This window comes from Sphingomonas sp. BL2 (genome assembly GCF_056680015.1).
In genome coordinates this window covers 3,839,562-3,856,833 of sequence record NZ_CM155261.1, presented here as the reverse complement: position 1 = coordinate 3,856,833, position 17,272 = coordinate 3,839,562, and the positions used below count along the sequence as shown (strand labels likewise).

General features: G+C 64.1%; 13 protein-coding genes and 1 rRNA gene. 9 read left to right on the top strand and 5 right to left on the bottom strand.

Features of this window, described 5'->3' with window-relative positions; all coding sequences use genetic code 11:
• Nucleotides 1-39: 39 nt before the first annotated feature.
• On the top strand, nucleotides 40-246 hold the full coding sequence (locus AC1ME3_RS17660) for a TOBE domain-containing protein (protein WP_056063255.1): 207 nt from the start codon (nucleotides 40-42) through the stop codon (nucleotides 244-246).
• Nucleotides 247-293: 47 nt separating this feature from the next.
• On the opposite strand, the gene AC1ME3_RS17655 is transcribed toward AC1ME3_RS17660, so the two are convergent.
• The 3 genes from AC1ME3_RS17655 to AC1ME3_RS17645 form a co-directional block, all read right to left on the bottom strand.
• Entirely contained in the window at nucleotides 294-2,450 is a 2,157-nt protein-coding gene (locus AC1ME3_RS17655; protein ID WP_480955866.1) for a TonB-dependent receptor, read from the bottom strand.
• 277 nt (nucleotides 2,451-2,727) lie between these two features.
• Complete coding sequence (locus tag AC1ME3_RS17650) at nucleotides 2,728-5,646, bottom strand: PAS domain-containing protein (protein ID WP_480954209.1); 2,919 nt, start codon at nucleotides 5,644-5,646, stop codon at nucleotides 2,728-2,730.
• A 92-nt stretch (nucleotides 5,647-5,738) separates the two neighbouring features.
• Complete coding sequence (locus AC1ME3_RS17645; RefSeq protein WP_480954208.1) at nucleotides 5,739-6,521, bottom strand: N-formylglutamate amidohydrolase; 783 nt, start codon at nucleotides 6,519-6,521, stop codon at nucleotides 5,739-5,741.
• Here AC1ME3_RS17645 and AC1ME3_RS17640 point away from each other — a divergent pair.
• The 3 genes from AC1ME3_RS17640 (at nucleotide 6,520) to AC1ME3_RS17630 (ending at nucleotide 8,734) form a co-directional block, all read left to right on the top strand.
• On the top strand, nucleotides 6,520-7,455 hold the full coding sequence (locus AC1ME3_RS17640; RefSeq protein WP_321163591.1) for a transglutaminase family protein: 936 nt from the start codon (nucleotides 6,520-6,522) through the stop codon (nucleotides 7,453-7,455). The two genes, AC1ME3_RS17645 and AC1ME3_RS17640, sit on opposite strands and share 2 nt — an antisense overlap.
• 14 nt (nucleotides 7,456-7,469) lie before the next feature.
• The gene (locus tag AC1ME3_RS17635) at nucleotides 7,470-8,297 is read left to right on the top strand and encodes a transglutaminase-like domain-containing protein (RefSeq protein WP_480954207.1); all 828 of its coding nucleotides are present in this window, start codon (nucleotides 7,470-7,472) and stop codon (nucleotides 8,295-8,297) included.
• 101 nt (nucleotides 8,298-8,398) lie between these two features.
• Nucleotides 8,399-8,734, top strand: coding sequence for a WYL domain-containing protein (locus AC1ME3_RS17630; protein ID WP_480954206.1), 336 nt, complete (start codon nucleotides 8,399-8,401; stop codon nucleotides 8,732-8,734).
• Nucleotides 8,735-8,876: 142 nt separating this feature from the next.
• Here the strand turns inward: AC1ME3_RS17630 and AC1ME3_RS17625 are convergent, their stop codons facing one another.
• Together AC1ME3_RS17625 and AC1ME3_RS17620 are read right to left on the bottom strand one after the other, a co-directional pair.
• Nucleotides 8,877-9,605 (bottom strand): Crp/Fnr family transcriptional regulator, encoded by a 729-nt coding sequence (locus AC1ME3_RS17625; protein ID WP_480954205.1) that lies wholly within the window; start codon nucleotides 9,603-9,605, stop codon nucleotides 8,877-8,879.
• 118 nt (nucleotides 9,606-9,723) lie between these two features.
• Entirely contained in the window at nucleotides 9,724-10,437 is a 714-nt protein-coding gene (locus tag AC1ME3_RS17620) for an arylesterase (RefSeq protein ID WP_480954204.1), read from the bottom strand.
• A 25-nt stretch (nucleotides 10,438-10,462) separates the two neighbouring features.
• On the opposite strand from AC1ME3_RS17620, the gene AC1ME3_RS17615 reads away from it, so the two are divergent.
• The 5 genes from AC1ME3_RS17615 to AC1ME3_RS17595 all read left to right on the top strand — a co-directional run bounded on the left by AC1ME3_RS17615 (nucleotide 10,463) and on the right by AC1ME3_RS17595 (nucleotide 17,232).
• On the top strand, nucleotides 10,463-11,161 hold the full coding sequence (locus AC1ME3_RS17615; RefSeq protein ID WP_480954203.1) for an ABC transporter ATP-binding protein: 699 nt from the start codon (nucleotides 10,463-10,465) through the stop codon (nucleotides 11,159-11,161).
• Complete coding sequence (locus AC1ME3_RS17610) at nucleotides 11,158-13,656, top strand: ABC transporter permease (RefSeq protein WP_480954202.1); 2,499 nt, start codon at nucleotides 11,158-11,160, stop codon at nucleotides 13,654-13,656. The genes AC1ME3_RS17615 and AC1ME3_RS17610 overlap by 4 nt, the downstream gene beginning before the upstream one ends.
• Before the next feature lie 24 nt (nucleotides 13,657-13,680).
• Complete coding sequence (locus tag AC1ME3_RS17605) at nucleotides 13,681-14,901, top strand: YihY/virulence factor BrkB family protein (protein ID WP_480954201.1); 1,221 nt, start codon at nucleotides 13,681-13,683, stop codon at nucleotides 14,899-14,901.
• Nucleotides 14,901-15,290: a ribonuclease HI family protein gene (locus tag AC1ME3_RS17600; protein WP_480954200.1), complete on the top strand. Its 390-nt coding sequence runs from the start codon at nucleotides 14,901-14,903 to the stop codon at nucleotides 15,288-15,290. The genes AC1ME3_RS17605 and AC1ME3_RS17600 overlap by 1 nt, the downstream gene beginning before the upstream one ends.
• A 455-nt stretch (nucleotides 15,291-15,745) precedes the next feature.
• Nucleotides 15,746-17,232: ribosomal RNA gene (locus tag AC1ME3_RS17595) — 16S ribosomal RNA — on the top strand.
• Nucleotides 17,233-17,272: the final 40 nt, after the last annotated feature.

Genomic DNA, 17,272 nt, shown 5'->3' with positions numbered 1-17,272 from the left:
GAAACGCTGCCGGGGAACGGTTTCAGAAGGAACAGAACGATGAAGATCAGCGCACGCAATCAGATTTCCGGCACCATCGTCTCGATCACGCCGGGTGCGGTCAACGGTTCGATCAAGGTCGACATCGGCGGCGGCAACGTCGTCACCGCCAACATCACAGAGGAAGCGATCGCCGACCTCGCACTCGCGACCGGCGACACCGTCACCGTCCTGATCAAGGCGAGCGACGTCCTGATCGGGAAGTGATCCGGTCCCGGCCGCTCCCGCTTCGATGCGGGAACGGCCGCTAGAGGTTACAGACCGAAGCGCAACGTCGCGCGGAAATCGCGGCCGGCGAGCGGGGCGAAGTCCTTCAGGAAGCTGGTCGCGCGGCGTGCGTTCACGTCGAACAGATTATTTGCGCTCAACAGCAATGTCGTTTTCGAATCCTTGCCGAACGGGCTGAGGCCAATCGAGGCGTTGACCATAGTGTACTCGTTGGTCGTCGTCTCGAACGCGGCGATGCGGTTCTGGTCGAACACGTGCTCGACCTCGACGCGGCCGTTGATCCGGTCGCCCTGCGCTTCGATCCCGCCGAGGACGCGCATCGGCGGAATGCGCGGGACGGGGCCTTGGTCGACGATGTTGGCGTGGACGTAATCACCCAGCACGTCGGCATTGACCGCATAACCGCCGATCTGTGCGACCTTCACCGACGCATCGGCCTCGAACCCGTAATAGCGCGCATCGGCCTGCTGGTACTGGAAGCAGGGCAGGTCGACGGTGCGGCCCGAGGGATCCGCTGCCGCCTGGCAGACCGTCGATGCGACCTGGTTCTCCGAGATGTAGTTCGAGAACCAGTTGTAATAGGCTGACGCGTCGATGCTGAAGCCGTCGCCATGCGCGTGCAGCGTCCCTTCAAGGCCCCACGACTTTTCAAGTCGGAAGTTCGGATTGCCGAGCTCGTACGCTTGCGTCCCGGCATGCGCGCCGTTTGCGAACAGTTCTTCTGCCGACGGCGCGCGCTCGGTCCGCGAGCCGTTCAGGCCGACGCGGATGGTGTCGGTCAGCGCATAGGAGGCGCCGAGCGAACCCGAGACCGAATGATAGCTCTGGCTGCCGCGGAAGAAGCGCAGGTCGTCCTCGGGCGTGCGCGCGGCGAGGTCGGTGATCTCGTAGCGGACGCCACCCTCGGCGTGGAACTTGCCGGACTCGTACTGCTGGAGCGTAAAGAGGCCGGTCTGGTTGGTCTCGTTCTTCGGCAGGAAGGCCTCGTCGCCGACCACGTTGAAGATTCGGTTGTAGAACTGCACGCCCGACGCGCCCTGCCAGCCGCCGCGGTTCGCCTGGACGACTTCTAGGCGCCCTTCGAGGCCCTTGTTGTAGAAGGCGGTGCCGACGGAGTTGTCCTCTTCCAGCTCGAAATGGCGATAGCTCGCCTGTCCGGCGCGGATGCGGATCTTGCTGATCACGTCGCCGCCGGTATCGATCTCGCCGCGCAGGTCGACGCGGTTCTGGACGACGTCGAGGCGGGGCGCCTCCTGCTCCTGGCCGGGTTGCGTGGCGTAGCGGATCGGCACGCCGTACAGGCTGTCATAGTGGCTGTACGAAATGCCGAGATTGCCATTGTCGGTGATGATCGACGCGCCGGCACCCGCCGTCCAGGTTTCGGCCTGCGTGTTGGGGAGCTTGCCCTTTAACCGTGCCGATGCGGCATAGTCGATCGACTCGGCGTCGTTGGGATCAACGGGTGTGGTGGCCGCCGTCGCCAAGGCTTGTGCGCGGGCGTCGCGCGAGAGGATGTAGCCGCCTGTGCGTAGGTCGCCCGACTTCAGGTACGAGCCATCGGCGTGCAGCACGAGATGCTGGCCTACCGCGACGTCGCCGGCCATGCCGCCGGAGCGCTCGTTGGCGGCCGAACCATAGTTGGCGATGCCGTTCACGCGGTAGCCGTTCTCGGGCACCGACCGCGGGATGCGCGTGTCGATGACGTTGACGACGCCGCCGACTGCGGACGTGCCGTACATTAGTGCGCTGGGGCCGCGGAGGATCTCGATACGCTCGGCGAGCAGCGGGTCGATGATGACGGCGTGGTCGACCGAGGTGTTCGAGACGTCGATCGAGCCGATCCCGTCGGTCAATACTCGAATCCGGTCTCCTTGGAAGCCGCGGAGGATAGGACGCGATGCGCTCGGGCCGAACGAGGAGGCCGATACGCCGGGTTGGCGCGCGAGCGTTTCGCCGATCGACGGACGCAGCTGGCGGGTGAGTTCCTGGCCGGTAAGGACGGTCGTGCCTTGCAGGACGTCGCGCTCGCTGGTCTGGATCGGTGCGGTGACGATGATGTCGCGCTGGTTGGTCGAGCCCACCGATGCGGAGGCAGAGGCTGGCGTCACGGGATCCGCAGCCACGGTCTGCGCGTGAGCCTGAGAGGAAAGGAGCGCGGCCAGGGCGGTGGCGCCGAACAGCATCGTCTTCATGAAATTCCCTTGTGTCGTCCCTGTACGATACGTCGGGTAGATTTGATGATACATCATATCAAGCGACAATGTTGCCATGAACGCGAATGGCGTCGCGACTGTTACCGCGATGCAACATGGTTTGACGTTCTCCGGGGATGAAAACATCTGCCGTCATCCTGACGAAAGTCAGGATCCAGAGCCTAGATTGGCGGCGTCCGTTGCTCTGGATCCTGACTTTCGTCAGGATGACGGAGTGGGGGAGGATACGACTCCACACGCCGCGCCATCATCCCGCGACGATCAGATCCTTGATCCGCGTGGCCAAGGCTTCCATCGCGAACGGCTTGGTCATCACATGCATGCCGGGATCGAGATGGCCGTTGCCGACGACCGCATTCTCCGCATAGCCGGTGATGAAGAGGATCTTGAGATCCGGCCGCCCGATCCGCGCCGCGTCCGCCATCTGTCGTCCGTTCATCCCGCCGGGAAGGCCGACGTCGGTGACCAGCAGGTCGATGCGGATGTCGGATTGCAACAGTTTGAGCCCTGATGCTCCGTCCGCCGCTTCGATCGCCGCGTAGCCAAGCTCCTCGAGCACCTCCATCACGAGCATCCGGACGGTCGGTTCGTCGTCGACCACCAGCACAGTTTCGCCCGCGTTCGCACGCGGCGCTTCGGTGTGTTCGGCGACGGTCTCGGTATCCTCGGCTTCACCGAAATGCCGTGGAAGGTAGATGCAGACGTTGGTGCCTTCGCCCACCTCGGAATAGATTCGGACATGTCCGCCGGATTGCCGGGCAAAGCCGTAGATCATCGACAGGCCGAGGCCCGTGCCGAGCCCGAGTGGCTTGGTCGTGAAGAACGGATCGAACGCCTTGGCGATCACCTCCGGGGTCATGCCCGTGCCGGTGTCGGACACGCACAGCGACACATATTGCCCGGCATCGAGTTCGCGCTCGCGCGCCATCCGGGCGTCGATCCAGCGATTGGCAGTTTCGATCGTCAGGCGCCCGCCACCCGGCATCGCATCGCGCGCGTTGATGCACAGGTTGAGCAGCGCGTTTTCCAGCTGGTGGGGATCGACCAGGGTCGCCCACAACCCGACCGAGGCTACGACCTCGACTTCGACTTCGGGACCGACCGTTCGCCGGACCATATCCTCGATCCCTGCGACCAGCCGGTTGACGTCGGTCGGCTTGGGATCGAGCGTCTGTCGCCGTGAGAAGGCGAGCAACCGGTGCGTTAGTGCCGCCGCACGTTTCGCGGCACCTTGCGCGGCCAGCGAATAGCGTTCGACATCGTTCAGCCGCCCCTGGGCTATCCGTATGCCGAGCAGTTCCAAGCTGCCGGTAATGCCGGTCAGCAAATTATTGAAATCATGTGCGATCCCGCCGGTAAGCTGGCCAACGGCCTCCATCTTCTGGCTCTGCCGCAACGCTTCCTCGACGACCATGAGTTCGCGCGTCCGGGTCGCGACCTGGTCCTCCAGCGTCTCGTTCCAGCGCGCGAGTTCGGCGGTCTGGCGGCGGCTGTCGTCGATGTCGGTGTTGGTCCCGACCCAGCGAAGGATCGTGCCGTCGGGCGCGCGGACCGCATCCGCACGGACCAGGAACCAGCGATAGTCGCCGTCCTTGCCGCGCGCGCGAAACTCGACGCCGTACCGGTCGCCGGTTGCAAGGGAATGCTGCCAAGCCTTTGCCGCTGCCGGATAATCGTCAGGATGAACGCGGTCCTTCCAGGTGCCGATGCCATCGAGTGCTCCCGGTTCGAGGCCGTTGAACGCATAGACCTGGCGGTTGAACCAATAGAGGTGCCCGTCGGGCCTGGCCGCCCAGATCTGGTTCGGCACGGCTTCGGCGAAGACCCGGAACTGTTCCTCGCTCTCCCGCCGGGCGGTTTCCGCACGCAGCCGTTCGGAGGCGGCCCGGACTCGCTCGGCGACTTCGCGCATAAGCACAAGGTCATCGTCGCTCCACACCCGCGCAACGGCGTGGTTGGCGTAGAGCAACGCGACGAAATCATCCTGTTCGAGGAGCGGCATGTTGACGAACGACCACGCGTCGATCGCCTTCAAGACATCGGCGGTGTCGCGCGTCCGGTCGTCCTTGTCGACATCGGCGATCGCCACCGTTCGTCCGGCCTTGAGGTCTTCGATATACGTCCCGTGCGCCCGGAAATGCAGCGTGCCGGCGAGCGTCGTCACGCCTTCCGCATTCCAGTCGCGCTTGACCGTGATCGTCTCGTTCACCTTGTCGATGATGCCATAGCCTACCCGGCTGACCTGCAAGGCGCGGCCCAGGATCGCGGAGGCGGCATAGGCGATCTCGTCAGGGTCGGTCAGGTCGCGGATCGCGTCGCTCAGCTCGAGCAGCGCGCGCTGGCGCAACTCGGCCTGTTTGCGCTCGGTGATGTCGAAGCTGATGCCGGGGAAGCGAAGCGGCGTGCCATCGGCGGCCAAGCGACAGCGACCTTGCGCGGTCACCCAATGGATTGCGCCGTCGGGCTGTACGAGACGGTATTCCGCATTGAAATCGCCTCCAGTCCGTAAGGCCGTGTCGATTGCGGACTGCGCGGCTTGCACATCGTCGGGATGGATGTTGCCGAAGAAACGCTCGATCGGTGCACCGGCGCGTCCAAGCTCGGGGGAGACGCCGTACAACGTCGAGAACCGCTCGTCCGCGGTGACGCGGTCGTTCGGAACGTCCCAGTCCCATGTGCCGATGCCATTGCCTGCAGCCAGCGCCTGGCCGAGCCGTTCCTCGCTGGCTTGCGCCGCGGTGAGGATGCTGCGGCGTTCGGAGATGTCGGTGAAAAGCACCGCGACCTGTCGGGCTTCGGGATCGCCGACGCGGAAGGCGTGGACGTCGAACCATCTTCCCATCTGTTCCGAGCCATGATCGAACCGCGCGGGTTGGCCGGTCGTCGCCACGCGGCCATAGGTCTCGAACCAGAAGGCTTCGAGATCGGGGACCAGTTCGCTGGCGGTCCTACCGACCGGATCGACCAGGCCGGTCTGGCTCTCGAACCGCGGATTGACCTCGATAAAGCGGTAGTCGACGGGACGTTCGCCATCGAACAGCAGGTCTATGATGCAGAAACCGGCGTCGATCGCGTCGACCAGGGCGCGGTATCGGTCCTCGCTCGCATGCGACGAGATTGGGGTATCGGTAGGGGTATCGGTGGTCGGGGCCGTCGGTCGCTGCATCGTATCTCAGGGGTCGGAGGACGCGACCTCATAATCCAAGGCCTGCGGCCTAACGCGCCAATCTGAAAACCGATCCCGGTTGGGGCGCTGGTTCAAGCTGCGCGGGTGCGTGCCGCGGCCACCGGCAGCAGCCGCGCCAGCCGATCCGCCCACGCCGCGCACCCTTCCGTCGAGCCCAGCAACTCCTGCCGGATCTCGATCTCGGCATAGGGGCGGGCGGGGTAGGCGTGGCGCGGAATGGTGTAGTCGATCTGGTCCATGCGGTAAGGTTCGTTGTCCCCCACGGTCAGGTCGGGCTCGTCGCGCAGGACGCCGAGCAGAGCGTGCGCAAATCCGGTATCGCCGCCGTCATGCAGGACGCCGATCTGCCAGGGCCGGTCCATGCCGCGCATCGACGGCGTGAAGCTGTGCAGCGCGACGAGTGTGGTCGTGATCCCCAGCGCATCGCGGCGCGCAAGTTCGGCCGCGATCGCCGCCTGATAAGGCTCGTGGATCTCGGTGAACCGCGCGGCGACGTCGGCGTCCGACAGCGCCTGGTTGCCGGGCACCATGGTCCCGTCGCTGACGGCGGCGATCGCATCGGGCTGCTGCGCGCTCCGGTTGCAGTCGATCACCAGCCTCGAATAGGTCTGGCGGAGGAAGACCGCGTCGAGCCGCTTGGCCAACATCTGGCCAAGCTCGGCGATGCCGATGTCCCAGCCGATGTGCCGCGAGAGTTCGGCATCGCTCAACCCCAGCGAGCCGAGCGCGGCCGGCACGGCTTTCCCCGCATGATCGCCGATCAGCAGGAACGATGACGCACCTTCGGGGTTGACCAATGTGACCGGTGCGGCATCTTCGGTCCCAAGCAGCGATTGGCTGATAGCGGTCTTCATGCGACACGGATCCTCGATGCCATCTCTAACTCTCTCTCATGTAACCCGATACTCCTACCGCCATCCGGTAGCGTTTGGCGAGCATCGGATCATGGTTCGCCCACGCGAGAGCTTCGACCAGCACCTCATCGATGCCCAGCTGACGATCAGTCCCGAGCCTTCGGACGTCCGCTGGCTGCAGGACGTGTTCGGCAATTCTGTTGCGATCGCGACGTTCGACAAGCGCGCCAAGGAGCTCGTCTTCGACAGCCGCGTGCAGTTGCTGCACACGCCGGCCGAGCTGCAGAACGTCGATATCGAGCGGTATGCGCGGCTTTATCCGTTCACCTATTCGTCGGAGGAAATGCCCGACCTGCTGCGTTCGATCGAGCGCCAGCATCACGATCCGCTGCGCCAGATCGACAGCTGGGCACGGCGATTCGTGCGGACCGACGGGCCGACCGATACGCTGGCGATGCTGTCGGACATGACCGCGACGATCCGGCGCGAGTTCACCTATGTCCCACGACCGGAAAAGGGCACGCAGTCGCCGATCGAGACGCTCGCGACGCGCAAGGGGACGTGTCGCGATTATGCCGTGCTGATGATCGAGGCGGTCCGCGCGCTCGGCTTCGCGGCGCGGTTCATCTCGGGCTATGTCTACAACCCCAGCGCGCGCGAGCAGCGGACCGGCGGCGGCAACACGCATGCCTGGGTCCGCGTGTACCTGCCGGGATCGGGCTGGGTCGAGTTCGATCCGACCAATGGCATCGTCGGCAACCGCGGACTCGTCCGTGTCGCGGTCGCGCGCGATATCTACCAGGCCGTGCCGATCTCCGGCACCTGGAGCGGCTTTCCCGGCAGCTTTCTCGACATGACCGTGTCGGTCGACATCACGCTCGATGATGCCGACGCTGCGGGGCAACACTCGGCACAAACTTTAAAACAGGCGTGAAAAGGGGCTCCTCCATGCTGATCCGGACTGGCTACGACATAGTTTTCGAGACCGAGGTCGCGACGCCGATGATGGCGATGCTGAGCCTGCATCCGTCCCGCAACAAGGATCTCGTGACGCCGCACCGGATCGTTGCGACCCCCGACGTGCCGACCTACGACTATCTCGACGCGTTCGGCAACGTCTGCACGCGCGTCACCGTGCCCAAGGGCGGCCTGACGCTGTCGTGCGACTTCACGATCGAGGATAGTGGTGAGCCCGATCCGATCACGCCGGACGCCGCCCAGCACGCGGTCGAGGATTTGCCCGACGATGTCCTGATCTACCTGCTCGGCAGCCGCTATTGCGAGACCGACCGGCTGACCGAGACCGCCTGGTCGCTGTTCGGGCATGTCCCGTCCGGCTGGCAGCGGGTTCAGGCGATCGTCGACTTCGTCCATGATCATGTCGAGTTCGGCTATCACTATGCCCGTCCGACGAAGACCGCGTGGGACGTGCATCAGGAGCGCCAGGGCGTGTGTCGCGACTTCGCCCACCTGGCGATCACGCTGTGCCGGTGCATGAACATCCCCGCGCGCTATTGCACCGGGTATCTCGGCGATATCGGCATCCCGCCGGTCGACGCGCCGATGGATTTCTCGGCATGGTTCGACGTGTATCTGGGCGGCACGTGGCACACGTTCGACGCACGCCATAATCGCCCGCGGATCGGCCGCATCCTGATGGCGCGGGGGCGCGATGCGACCGACACCGCGCTGACGACGACGTTCGGTCGGGCGCAGTTGGTGAGGTTCGACGTGCATACCGACGAAGTCTTTGCCGACCACCAGCCGGGCGGGTAAAAGCGCAGCCGAAGCGACGGCCGCGAAAACTTAACCCTTGTGGGTAAGGTCGCGTTCGGCCTAACGGCACCGATCCTCAAACTTATGCTGCGATGCACAACATGATTTCGACCCCAGACACCTCCGCGCCGAACAATGCGAACGCGCTGCTCCTCCAGGCGATCGCGCTGCGCAAGTGCATCACCGCGACCTACAACCGGATGGTCTGCACGCTTGCGCCGCACATCCTGTACACCAAGCATGACGATGTGTTCGTCGATGCGGTGACGCTCGAGCGCGACGGCCAGCCGCCCAAGGAGATCAAGCTCGGGACGTTCAAGCTCGCCGGGCTGAAGGATATCGAGGTGACCGATCGTCCGTTCGTACCCGACGCGATCTTCAACCCCGGCGACATCAAGTACGACCGCGTCACGCTGTTCGTAGTCGATCGCAGCTGACCCTAAAATCCTCCCCCGCTAGGGGGAGGTGTCGCCGAAGGTGACGGAGGGGGAGGACCCAGAGCAGAGGTGGTCGCTGTCCTCCCCCTCCGTCTGGCAAGAGCCAGCCACCTCCCCCTGGCGGGGGAGGATCAGATAGCCCTCAAACCGCGGGCGGCAACCACGCGGTCTCGATCTCGCCGTAGCGATCGGTAAAGCCGGTCGACTCGACCAGCGCCGCTTCGTCGACGATCCGGACCCGCCGCCCGTTCCGCTCGATCACGCCCGCCTTCTCCAACGCCCGGATCGTCCGGTTCACGTGCACCTTGGTCAGCCCGAGCGCATCGCCGATATCGGTCTGTGTCAGCGGTAGGTCGAAGGAGTCGACGATCCCCCCAGCCGTCACGCGCAGCCGTGCCATGATGTCAAGCAACAGCGTCGACAGCCGTTCGCTCGCGCCCATCCGCCCGATCGTCGTCAGCCGGTCGCTCATCGCGACGTTCTCGGCGGCGGCGATCGCATAGAGCAGCCCGGCGATGCGCGGTTGCGCGCGGAACAGCAGCCCGAGTTCGGTCTTCGGCAGATCGATCACGATGCAGTCCGAGATGGCTGTCAGCGTCGCCGCTGCCTGCGACCACGCCATGCTCGACGTGCCGATCAGGTCGCCCGCATAGTGGAAGCGCAGGATCTGGCGGCCGCCGGTGACCAGCTTGGTCGAGGAGTGCAGCCACCCCTGCCGGACGACGTACAGCGCGTGGCTTTCGCCACCTTCCGCGACCAGCACATCGCCCGCACGCAACCGTCGCTCACCGCGTTCGGCGTGCAGGATCGCCTCGCGTTCGGCGTCGGTGAGATCGAGATGCCGCCCCAGTCGTGCGATCAAACCGCTCAATTGCATGCTTTACCCTTTTCCTTGCGCGCGGCTATTGCCGTCCCGCCGCCAATTAATCGTACCGCGCGTCGTGGATCGCGCGATCCTTTGTAAGTCTATCGATGACGATGCAATGCCGTCATTGCGACCGTCCTAACGCGCTTTCCACCAGCGGCGCAACGCGGGCGGTGATCCGGTCGACGCCGGTCCGGTTGGGATGAACGTGATCCGCCTGCATCAGCGCGGCGTTACCAATGACGCCATCCAGGATGAACGGGTAGAGCGTCGCATGATAGGTCTTGGCCAAGTCGGTCCATATCCCGTTGAACTGCGAAGAATACTCCGGACCCAGATTGGGCGGCGCCATCATCCCTGTCAGCATCACCGGGATGCCGCGACGCTTCGCCTCGTCCATCATCGCCGTCATGTTGGCACGCGTCTCGGCCGGCGAAATCTGGCGAAGAACATCGTTGCCGCCCAAGCCCAGCAGGATGAGGTCGGGTTTGCGCTTCATGTTGTCGAGCGCGAACGCGAACCGCTGCCGTCCCGCTGCACTGGTATCGCCCGAGACGCCGGCATTGACGATCGTTGCGTTGATACCGTCCTTGCGCAACCGGTTCTGCAAGGCATCGGGCAGGCTCTGCCCGCGGTCGAGGCCGTAGCCGGCATACAGGCTGTCCCCGAAGGCTAGGATGAGCCGCTCGAGACCCTGCGGGGCTGGGGTTGCAACAACCGGCGCGACCACGTTCGTCGCAGGCGGCGGGGCAGGGATCTCGGGTGTCCGATCGCAGCCGGCCAGCAACCCCGCTTGGAGAAGCGCCAGTCCGCCCCCATAAAGAGGCCAGCGTCGCATCTGTTTCTCCAAGATATTGGTCTCCATGTCCGAACCTGCTTCTGCCGATATGGTGATCTCGGCGCGCGATGTCACGCTGACACTCGGCGCATCGACTGCCGCGACGACGATCCTCAAGGGCATCGATCTCGACATCGCGCAGGGCACCAGCGTCGCGCTCCTCGGGCCATCCGGATCGGGCAAGTCGTCGCTGATGGCGGTGCTGTCCGGCCTGGAGCGCGCGACTAGCGGCCGGGTCCAGGTAGCGGGCCTCGATTTCAGCAAGCTCGACGAGGATGCCCTCGCGCGCGCGCGTCGCGGACGCATCGGCATTGTCCTCCAGGCCTTCCACCTCCTGCCGACGATGACCGCGCTCGAGAACGTCGCCGTGCCGATGGAATTGGCGGGGATGACCGACGCATTCGAGCGCGCGGAGGTGGAACTCGCCGCAGTCGGCCTCTCGCACCGGATCGGCCATTACCCCACGCAACTATCCGGCGGCGAGCAGCAGCGCGTGGCGATCGCCCGCGCGCTAGGCCCGCGCCCGGCGCTGGTCTTCGGCGACGAACCGACCGGCAACCTCGACGCCGCGACCGGTGCATCGGTGATGGACCTGTTGTTCGACCGGCGCGCCGCGACCGGCGCTACGTTGATCATCATCACCCACGATCCCGTGCTCGCCGCGCGCTGCGATCGCATCGTCGAACTCGCCGACGGTCGGATCGCCGCGGATCGCTTGCGGTGAGCGAATGGCGGCTGGCGTGGCGGCTTGCCCGTCGCGAACTCGATCTTCGGTTTCGCGGGCTGCGGCTTCTGCTCGCCTGCCTGTTCCTCGGCGTCGGCGCGCTGGCCGCGATCGGCAGCCTGACGCAGTCGATCGACGGTGAGCTCGCGGCCCGCGGCAGCGCGATCCTCGGCGGCGATATCGAGTTCGGCACGTCGCAGCGCGCCGCCACGGCTGACGAACGCGCGGCGATGGCCCGGCTCGGCACGGTGTCCGAGACCGTCAGGATGCAGGCGACCGCGATCCGCGGCACCAACAGCGTGCCGGTCCAACTCAAGGGCGTCGACGCGGTATATCCGCTTTACGGGACGCTGGCCTTACAGGGTGGATCGGTCGCGAAGGTCGACGATCCAAAGGCGATCTGGATCGTCCCGGCCTTGGCGCAAAGGCTCGGGGTCGGTCGCGGCGCGCACGTACGGCTCGGGATTGCCAACTTCACCGTCGCTGGCGTGATCGCGAACGAACCGGACCGGCTCGGCGAAGGCTTCACGCTCGGCCCCGTCGCGATCGTCTCGATGGCGGGTATCGCACGCACCCGCCTGGTCCAGCCCGGCAGCCTGTACGAGAGCAAATACCGGGTACGCCTTTCACCCGGCGCCTCGCCGATGACCGCGGTCGATCGGTTCAAGGCGGCATTCCCGACGGGGGGCTGGGAAACCAAGACGCGCGACCGGGCCGCGCCCGGTGCCGAACGCTTCGTCGATCGCATGGGGCAGTTCTTGCTGCTGGTCGGGCTATCTGCGCTCGTCATCGCAGGCATTGGCGTAGGCAACGGCGTCTCCTCGTATCTTGCCGCCCGCCGCAGTAGTATCGCAGCCTTGAAAGTGCTCGGCGCGACGTCCGGCCTGATCGCGAAGATCTACCTTCTCGAAGTCGCGGTCGTGGCAGCGATGGGGATCGTCCTCGGGCTGATCGCGGGCGCGTTGACTGTCCCGCTGATCATCTGGCTCGCGGGCAACGTTCTCCCGGTTGCGCCGCACTTTTCGCTCCAGTTCGCGCCGCTCACGCTCGCCGCTGCCTACGGCATGCTGATCGCGCTCGCCTTTACCGCGCCTCCCTTGATCGAGGCGGGGAGCATTCCCGCGGCGGGCCTGTTGCGCGGCGTGTTCGGCAACCGGTCCGTGCCGCTGCGCCGGACCTTGCCTTGGGTCCTCGGTGCAGGCGCCGCGATCGTCGCGCTCGCGCTGTCGACCGCGGACCAGCCGGGCCTCAGCGCAGGCTTCCTCGCGGCGGTGGCCGGCGTGTTGCTGGTGCTGGCAGGGTTCGGCTGGGCCGTACGCCGGATCGCCGCCGCGCTTCCCCGCTCGCGCAAGCCGTTGCTCCGCCTCGCCATCGCCGGACTGCACCGTCCCGGAGCGCGGACTGGCACATTGGTCGTCGCACTCGGTCTCGGCCTGACGCTGTTCGTCCTGCTCGCCGGCATCCGCACGAGCATCGACGCGAACATCGCGCTTACCGTACCCAAGCGCGCCCCGGCGCTGTTCGCATTGGACGTTCCCCCCGACCGCGAGGCGGAGTTCCGGCGGACCATCGAAGGCGTAGCGACCCACCCCGTCATCCGCACCGTGCCGGCGATGCGCGGTACGATCACCGGCTATGGAACGACGCGCGTTGCCGATCTCAAGACGCTGCCCGACGGCGCTTGGGCGTTGCGCGGCGAGCGCGGACTGACTTACGCCGCGAGCTTGCCCGAGGGCAGCGAACTGACTGCCGGTCGTTGGTGGCCGCGTGACTATAAGGGGCGGCCGCTGGTCTCGATCGACGAGCGACTGGCCAAGGTGCTCGACCTCAAGATCGGTGATCCGCTCACCTACACTCTACTCGGCGTCGAGCGGACCGCGCACATCGCGTCGTTCCGCCGGATTAGCTGGGATACGCTCGGCTTCAACTTCGTCATGGTGTTCTCGCCTAACGCGATCGAGGACGCGCCGCATAACCTCGCCGCGACGATCGAGCTCGCACCCGGGCAGGAAGCGCCCGTGATGCGCGCGTTGCTGCCGCGCTTTCCTTCCGTGTCGGTCATCGAGGTTCGCGGCTTGCTCGGCCAGGTCCGCGACATCGTCTCACAGATGGCGACCGCGATCACCGCGGCAGCGTCGGTAGCGATCCTCGCCGGGATCGCCGTGCTGATCGGCGCGATCGCCGCGGCGCGAGAGGCGCGTACCTATGACGGCGTGATCCTGCGCACGCTCGGTGCAACCCGGCGGCAGGTGCTCGCGGTACAGGCCCTCGAATACGCGTTCCTCAGCATCGTGCTGTCGGTACTCGCGTTACTGCTCGGGCTCGGCGGCGCGTGGTATGTCGTCACGCAACTCTTCAGTTTCGAATGGCGGCCGGATTACGCGACGGTGTTGACGACGTTACTTGGCGGGGCGGGGTTGACGATGGTGATCGGCCTGATCGGTGCGTGGCCCATTCTCGGCGCGCGGCCGGCGCAGGCGTTGCGGCAACTCTGACGGCACGTTTGCGTCCGCGCGGCGTTGAGGCGCAGGGTACCGGCACTGGGGGGCAAGACGCTGAACACGAACGAAACACGACCCGAGCATGAGGCCACCAGCCCCTGGTCGATGTCGGCACGCGAATGGTGGAAAGTCCTGAAGCGTACCTGGGCCGAAGGGAACGACGACAATATAGGCCTGATCGCGGCGGGTACGGCGTTCTACGGGTTTGCCGCGATCGTCCCGCTGCTGGCGTCGGTGGTACTGATCTACGGTCTGGTCGCCGACACCGCGACGGTGGTCGCGAACATCCGCGCGCTGTTCAACGTCCTTCCCGACGATGCGGCAAGGGTGATCGGCGACCAGCTCGCGACCGTCGTCAATACGTCGGAGGGCAAGAAGGGTTTTGGCCTCGTCATCGCGCTGGGCATCGCCTTGTACGGCGGCACGAAGGGTGCATCGTCGATCGTTACCGCGCTCAACATCGCCTATGAAGAGAAGGAAACCCGCGGGTTCATAACGCTGAACCTGCTGGCCTTCGCGATTACCGGTGGCGCGGTGATGCTGGCGTTGGTCGCCGCCCTCTCGACCGCGGCGTTTGCGCTGCTCGATAGCCTGATACCCGGCGCGCCAGAGATCCTGCTCCTTGCGATCCGCCTCTTAAGTTACGGCGTGCTCGCTTCGCTGGGCGTCACGGCGGCGGCGTGCTTGTATCGGTTCGGCCCTAACCGACACAAGGCGAAGTGGACGTGGCTGACCCCTGGATCGCTGGCCGCGACCGTCATCTGGCTTGGAGCGACAATAGGCTTTGGCGTCTACGTGTCGCGCTTCGGAAATTACGGTGCGACTTATGGCTCGCTGAGCGCGGTCATCGTGCTGCTGACATGGCTGTGGCTCTCTGCCTATGTGTTCCTGCTCGGCGCAGAGCTGAATTCGGAACTTGAACACCAGACGACGAGCGATACGACGACCGGCGGGGCCACTCCCATGGGAACGCGAGGCGCGACCGTCGCTGACGCGGTTGCAAAAGACGTTGACCCGAAGCCAACTGTTCAGGCTGCAGAGCCGGATACAGCAGGGGTCTTGGCCGTAGTTCATTTGAGTGGCGTGCATGCAGGCTTGCCCGCGTCGCTCCTGGCGCTGGGCGGTCTGCGGTCGATCCGTCGTGGTTCGCCAGTCGCTGGCCTTGGCATGATCGCGATCGGCGCAGCGCTGGCACACAGGAAGCGTAACCCGTCGAGCAAAGCAACGGCGAAGGCCTGATGACATACGGGCAGTCGATCAAGCTGTTCTTCGATGGCGGATGCCGGCCAAACCCTGGCCCGATCGAATCTGCTGTCGTCCGTAAGGGCGTTACCCACTACCGGCACGATCTGGGTGATGGCACAAACAACGACGCCGAATGGCTAGCCGCGATCCATGCGTTGGAGATCGCTGAACTTGAAGGCGATCGCGACATCACGCTGCTGGGCGATTCTACCCTGGTCGTGACGCAAGCCAGCGGTAAGGCGCGGTGCCGTTCGGCAGACTTGGAAGTGCACCGTAATAGGTTCGCGGAACTGGCCGAACGTTTTGACCGCGTCCGTATCCGGCATATCGGTCGAGCCCAGAACCTTGCCGGCATCGCGCTCGCCCGGCTGCATCCTCGCTAAGGCCGACGGAGGGCTGGCTCAGGCGCGCCACCCTGTTTTTCCAAAAACCGACCAAAAACTGTAAAATAGTGTTTGACGGGTCGGGGAGGTGGCCCTAGAGGGGTGTCACCGCAGCGGACGGCCTCACCGGCTACCGCGGCGGTCGCAAAAAACTAGATGCTCCAAGCTTTCTCGGAAGAGAGGGTTATGCGAGTGTCGGTATTTTTGTCGGCTCTTTGACATTGTAGGTTAAGATGAAGGGACATGTGGGCGGCGGCTTGCGGTTTCTGGGGTCCTCAAGGCTCCGGAGTATCGTTTAAAGCTAAGTCGTTCTCATATGTCCTTCACATATTCCATATGTAATGGACGCTCTGTCTGGCTTTGGTCGGGTAGGGCGTCTGAATGATATTGTGCAGAGCGGCTCCTTGAGATGAGCTGGTTGATCGTGGAATTCCACTGCGATTGGCTGGTGACATAAACTTGAGAGTTTGATCATGGCTCAGAATGAACGCTGGCGGCATGCCTAACACATGCAAGTCGAACGAAGGCTTCGGCCTTAGTGGCGCACGGGTGCGTAACGCGTGGGAATCTGCCCCTTGGTTCGGAATAACAGTTGGAAACGACTGCTAATACCGGATGATGACGTAAGTCCAAAGATTTATCGCCGAGGGATGAGCCCGCGTAGGATTAGGTAGTTGGTGTGGTAAAGGCGCACCAAGCCGACGATCCTTAGCTGGTCTGAGAGGATGATCAGCCACACTGGGACTGAGACACGGCCCAGACTCCTACGGGAGGCAGCAGTGGGGAATATTGGACAATGGGCGAAAGCCTGATCCAGCAATGCCGCGTGAGTGATGAAGGCCTTAGGGTTGTAAAGCTCTTTTACCCGGGATGATAATGACAGTACCGGGAGAATAAGCTCCGGCTAACTCCGTGCCAGCAGCCGCGGTAATACGGAGGGAGCTAGCGTTATTCGGAATTACTGGGCGTAAAGCGCACGTAGGCGGCTTTGTAAGTAAGAGGTGAAAGCCCAGAGCTCAACTCTGGAATTGCCTTTTAGACTGCATCGCTTGAATCATGGAGAGGTCAGTGGAATTCCGAGTGTAGAGGTGAAATTCGTAGATATTCGGAAGAACACCAGTGGCGAAGGCGGCTGACTGGACATGTATTGACGCTGAGGTGCGAAAGCGTGGGGAGCAAACAGGATTAGATACCCTGGTAGTCCACGCCGTAAACGATGATAACTAGCTGTCCGGACACTTGGTGTTTGGGTGGCGCAGCTAACGCATTAAGTTATCCGCCTGGGGAGTACGGCCGCAAGGTTAAAACTCAAATGAATTGACGGGGGCCTGCACAAGCGGTGGAGCATGTGGTTTAATTCGAAGCAACGCGCAGAACCTTACCAGCGTTTGACATGGCAGGACGACTTCCAGAGATGGATTTCTTCCCTTCGGGGACCTGCACACAGGTGCTGCATGGCTGTCGTCAGCTCGTGTCGTGAGATGTTGGGTTAAGTCCCGCAACGAGCGCAACCCTCGCCTTTAGTTGCCATCATTTAGTTGGGCACTTTAAAGGAACCGCCGGTGATAAGCCGGAGGAAGGTGGGGATGACGTCAAGTCCTCATGGCCCTTACGCGCTGGGCTACACACGTGCTACAATGGCGGTGACAGTGGGCAGCAAGCACGCGAGTGTGAGCTAATCTCCAAAAGCCGTCTCAGTTCGGATTGTTCTCTGCAACTCGAGAGCATGAAGGCGGAATCGCTAGTAATCGCGGATCAGCATGCCGCGGTGAATACGTTCCCAGGCCTTGTACACACCGCCCGTCACACCATGGGAGTTGGATTCACCCGAAGGCGTTGCGCTAACTCGCAAGAGAGGCAGGCGACCACGGTGGGTTTAGCGACTGGGGTGAAGTCGTAACAAGGTAGCCGTAGGGGAACCTGCGGCTGGATCACCTCCTTTCTAAGGATATCGGCAGAAAGCGCTGACAGGCCCGCATAGG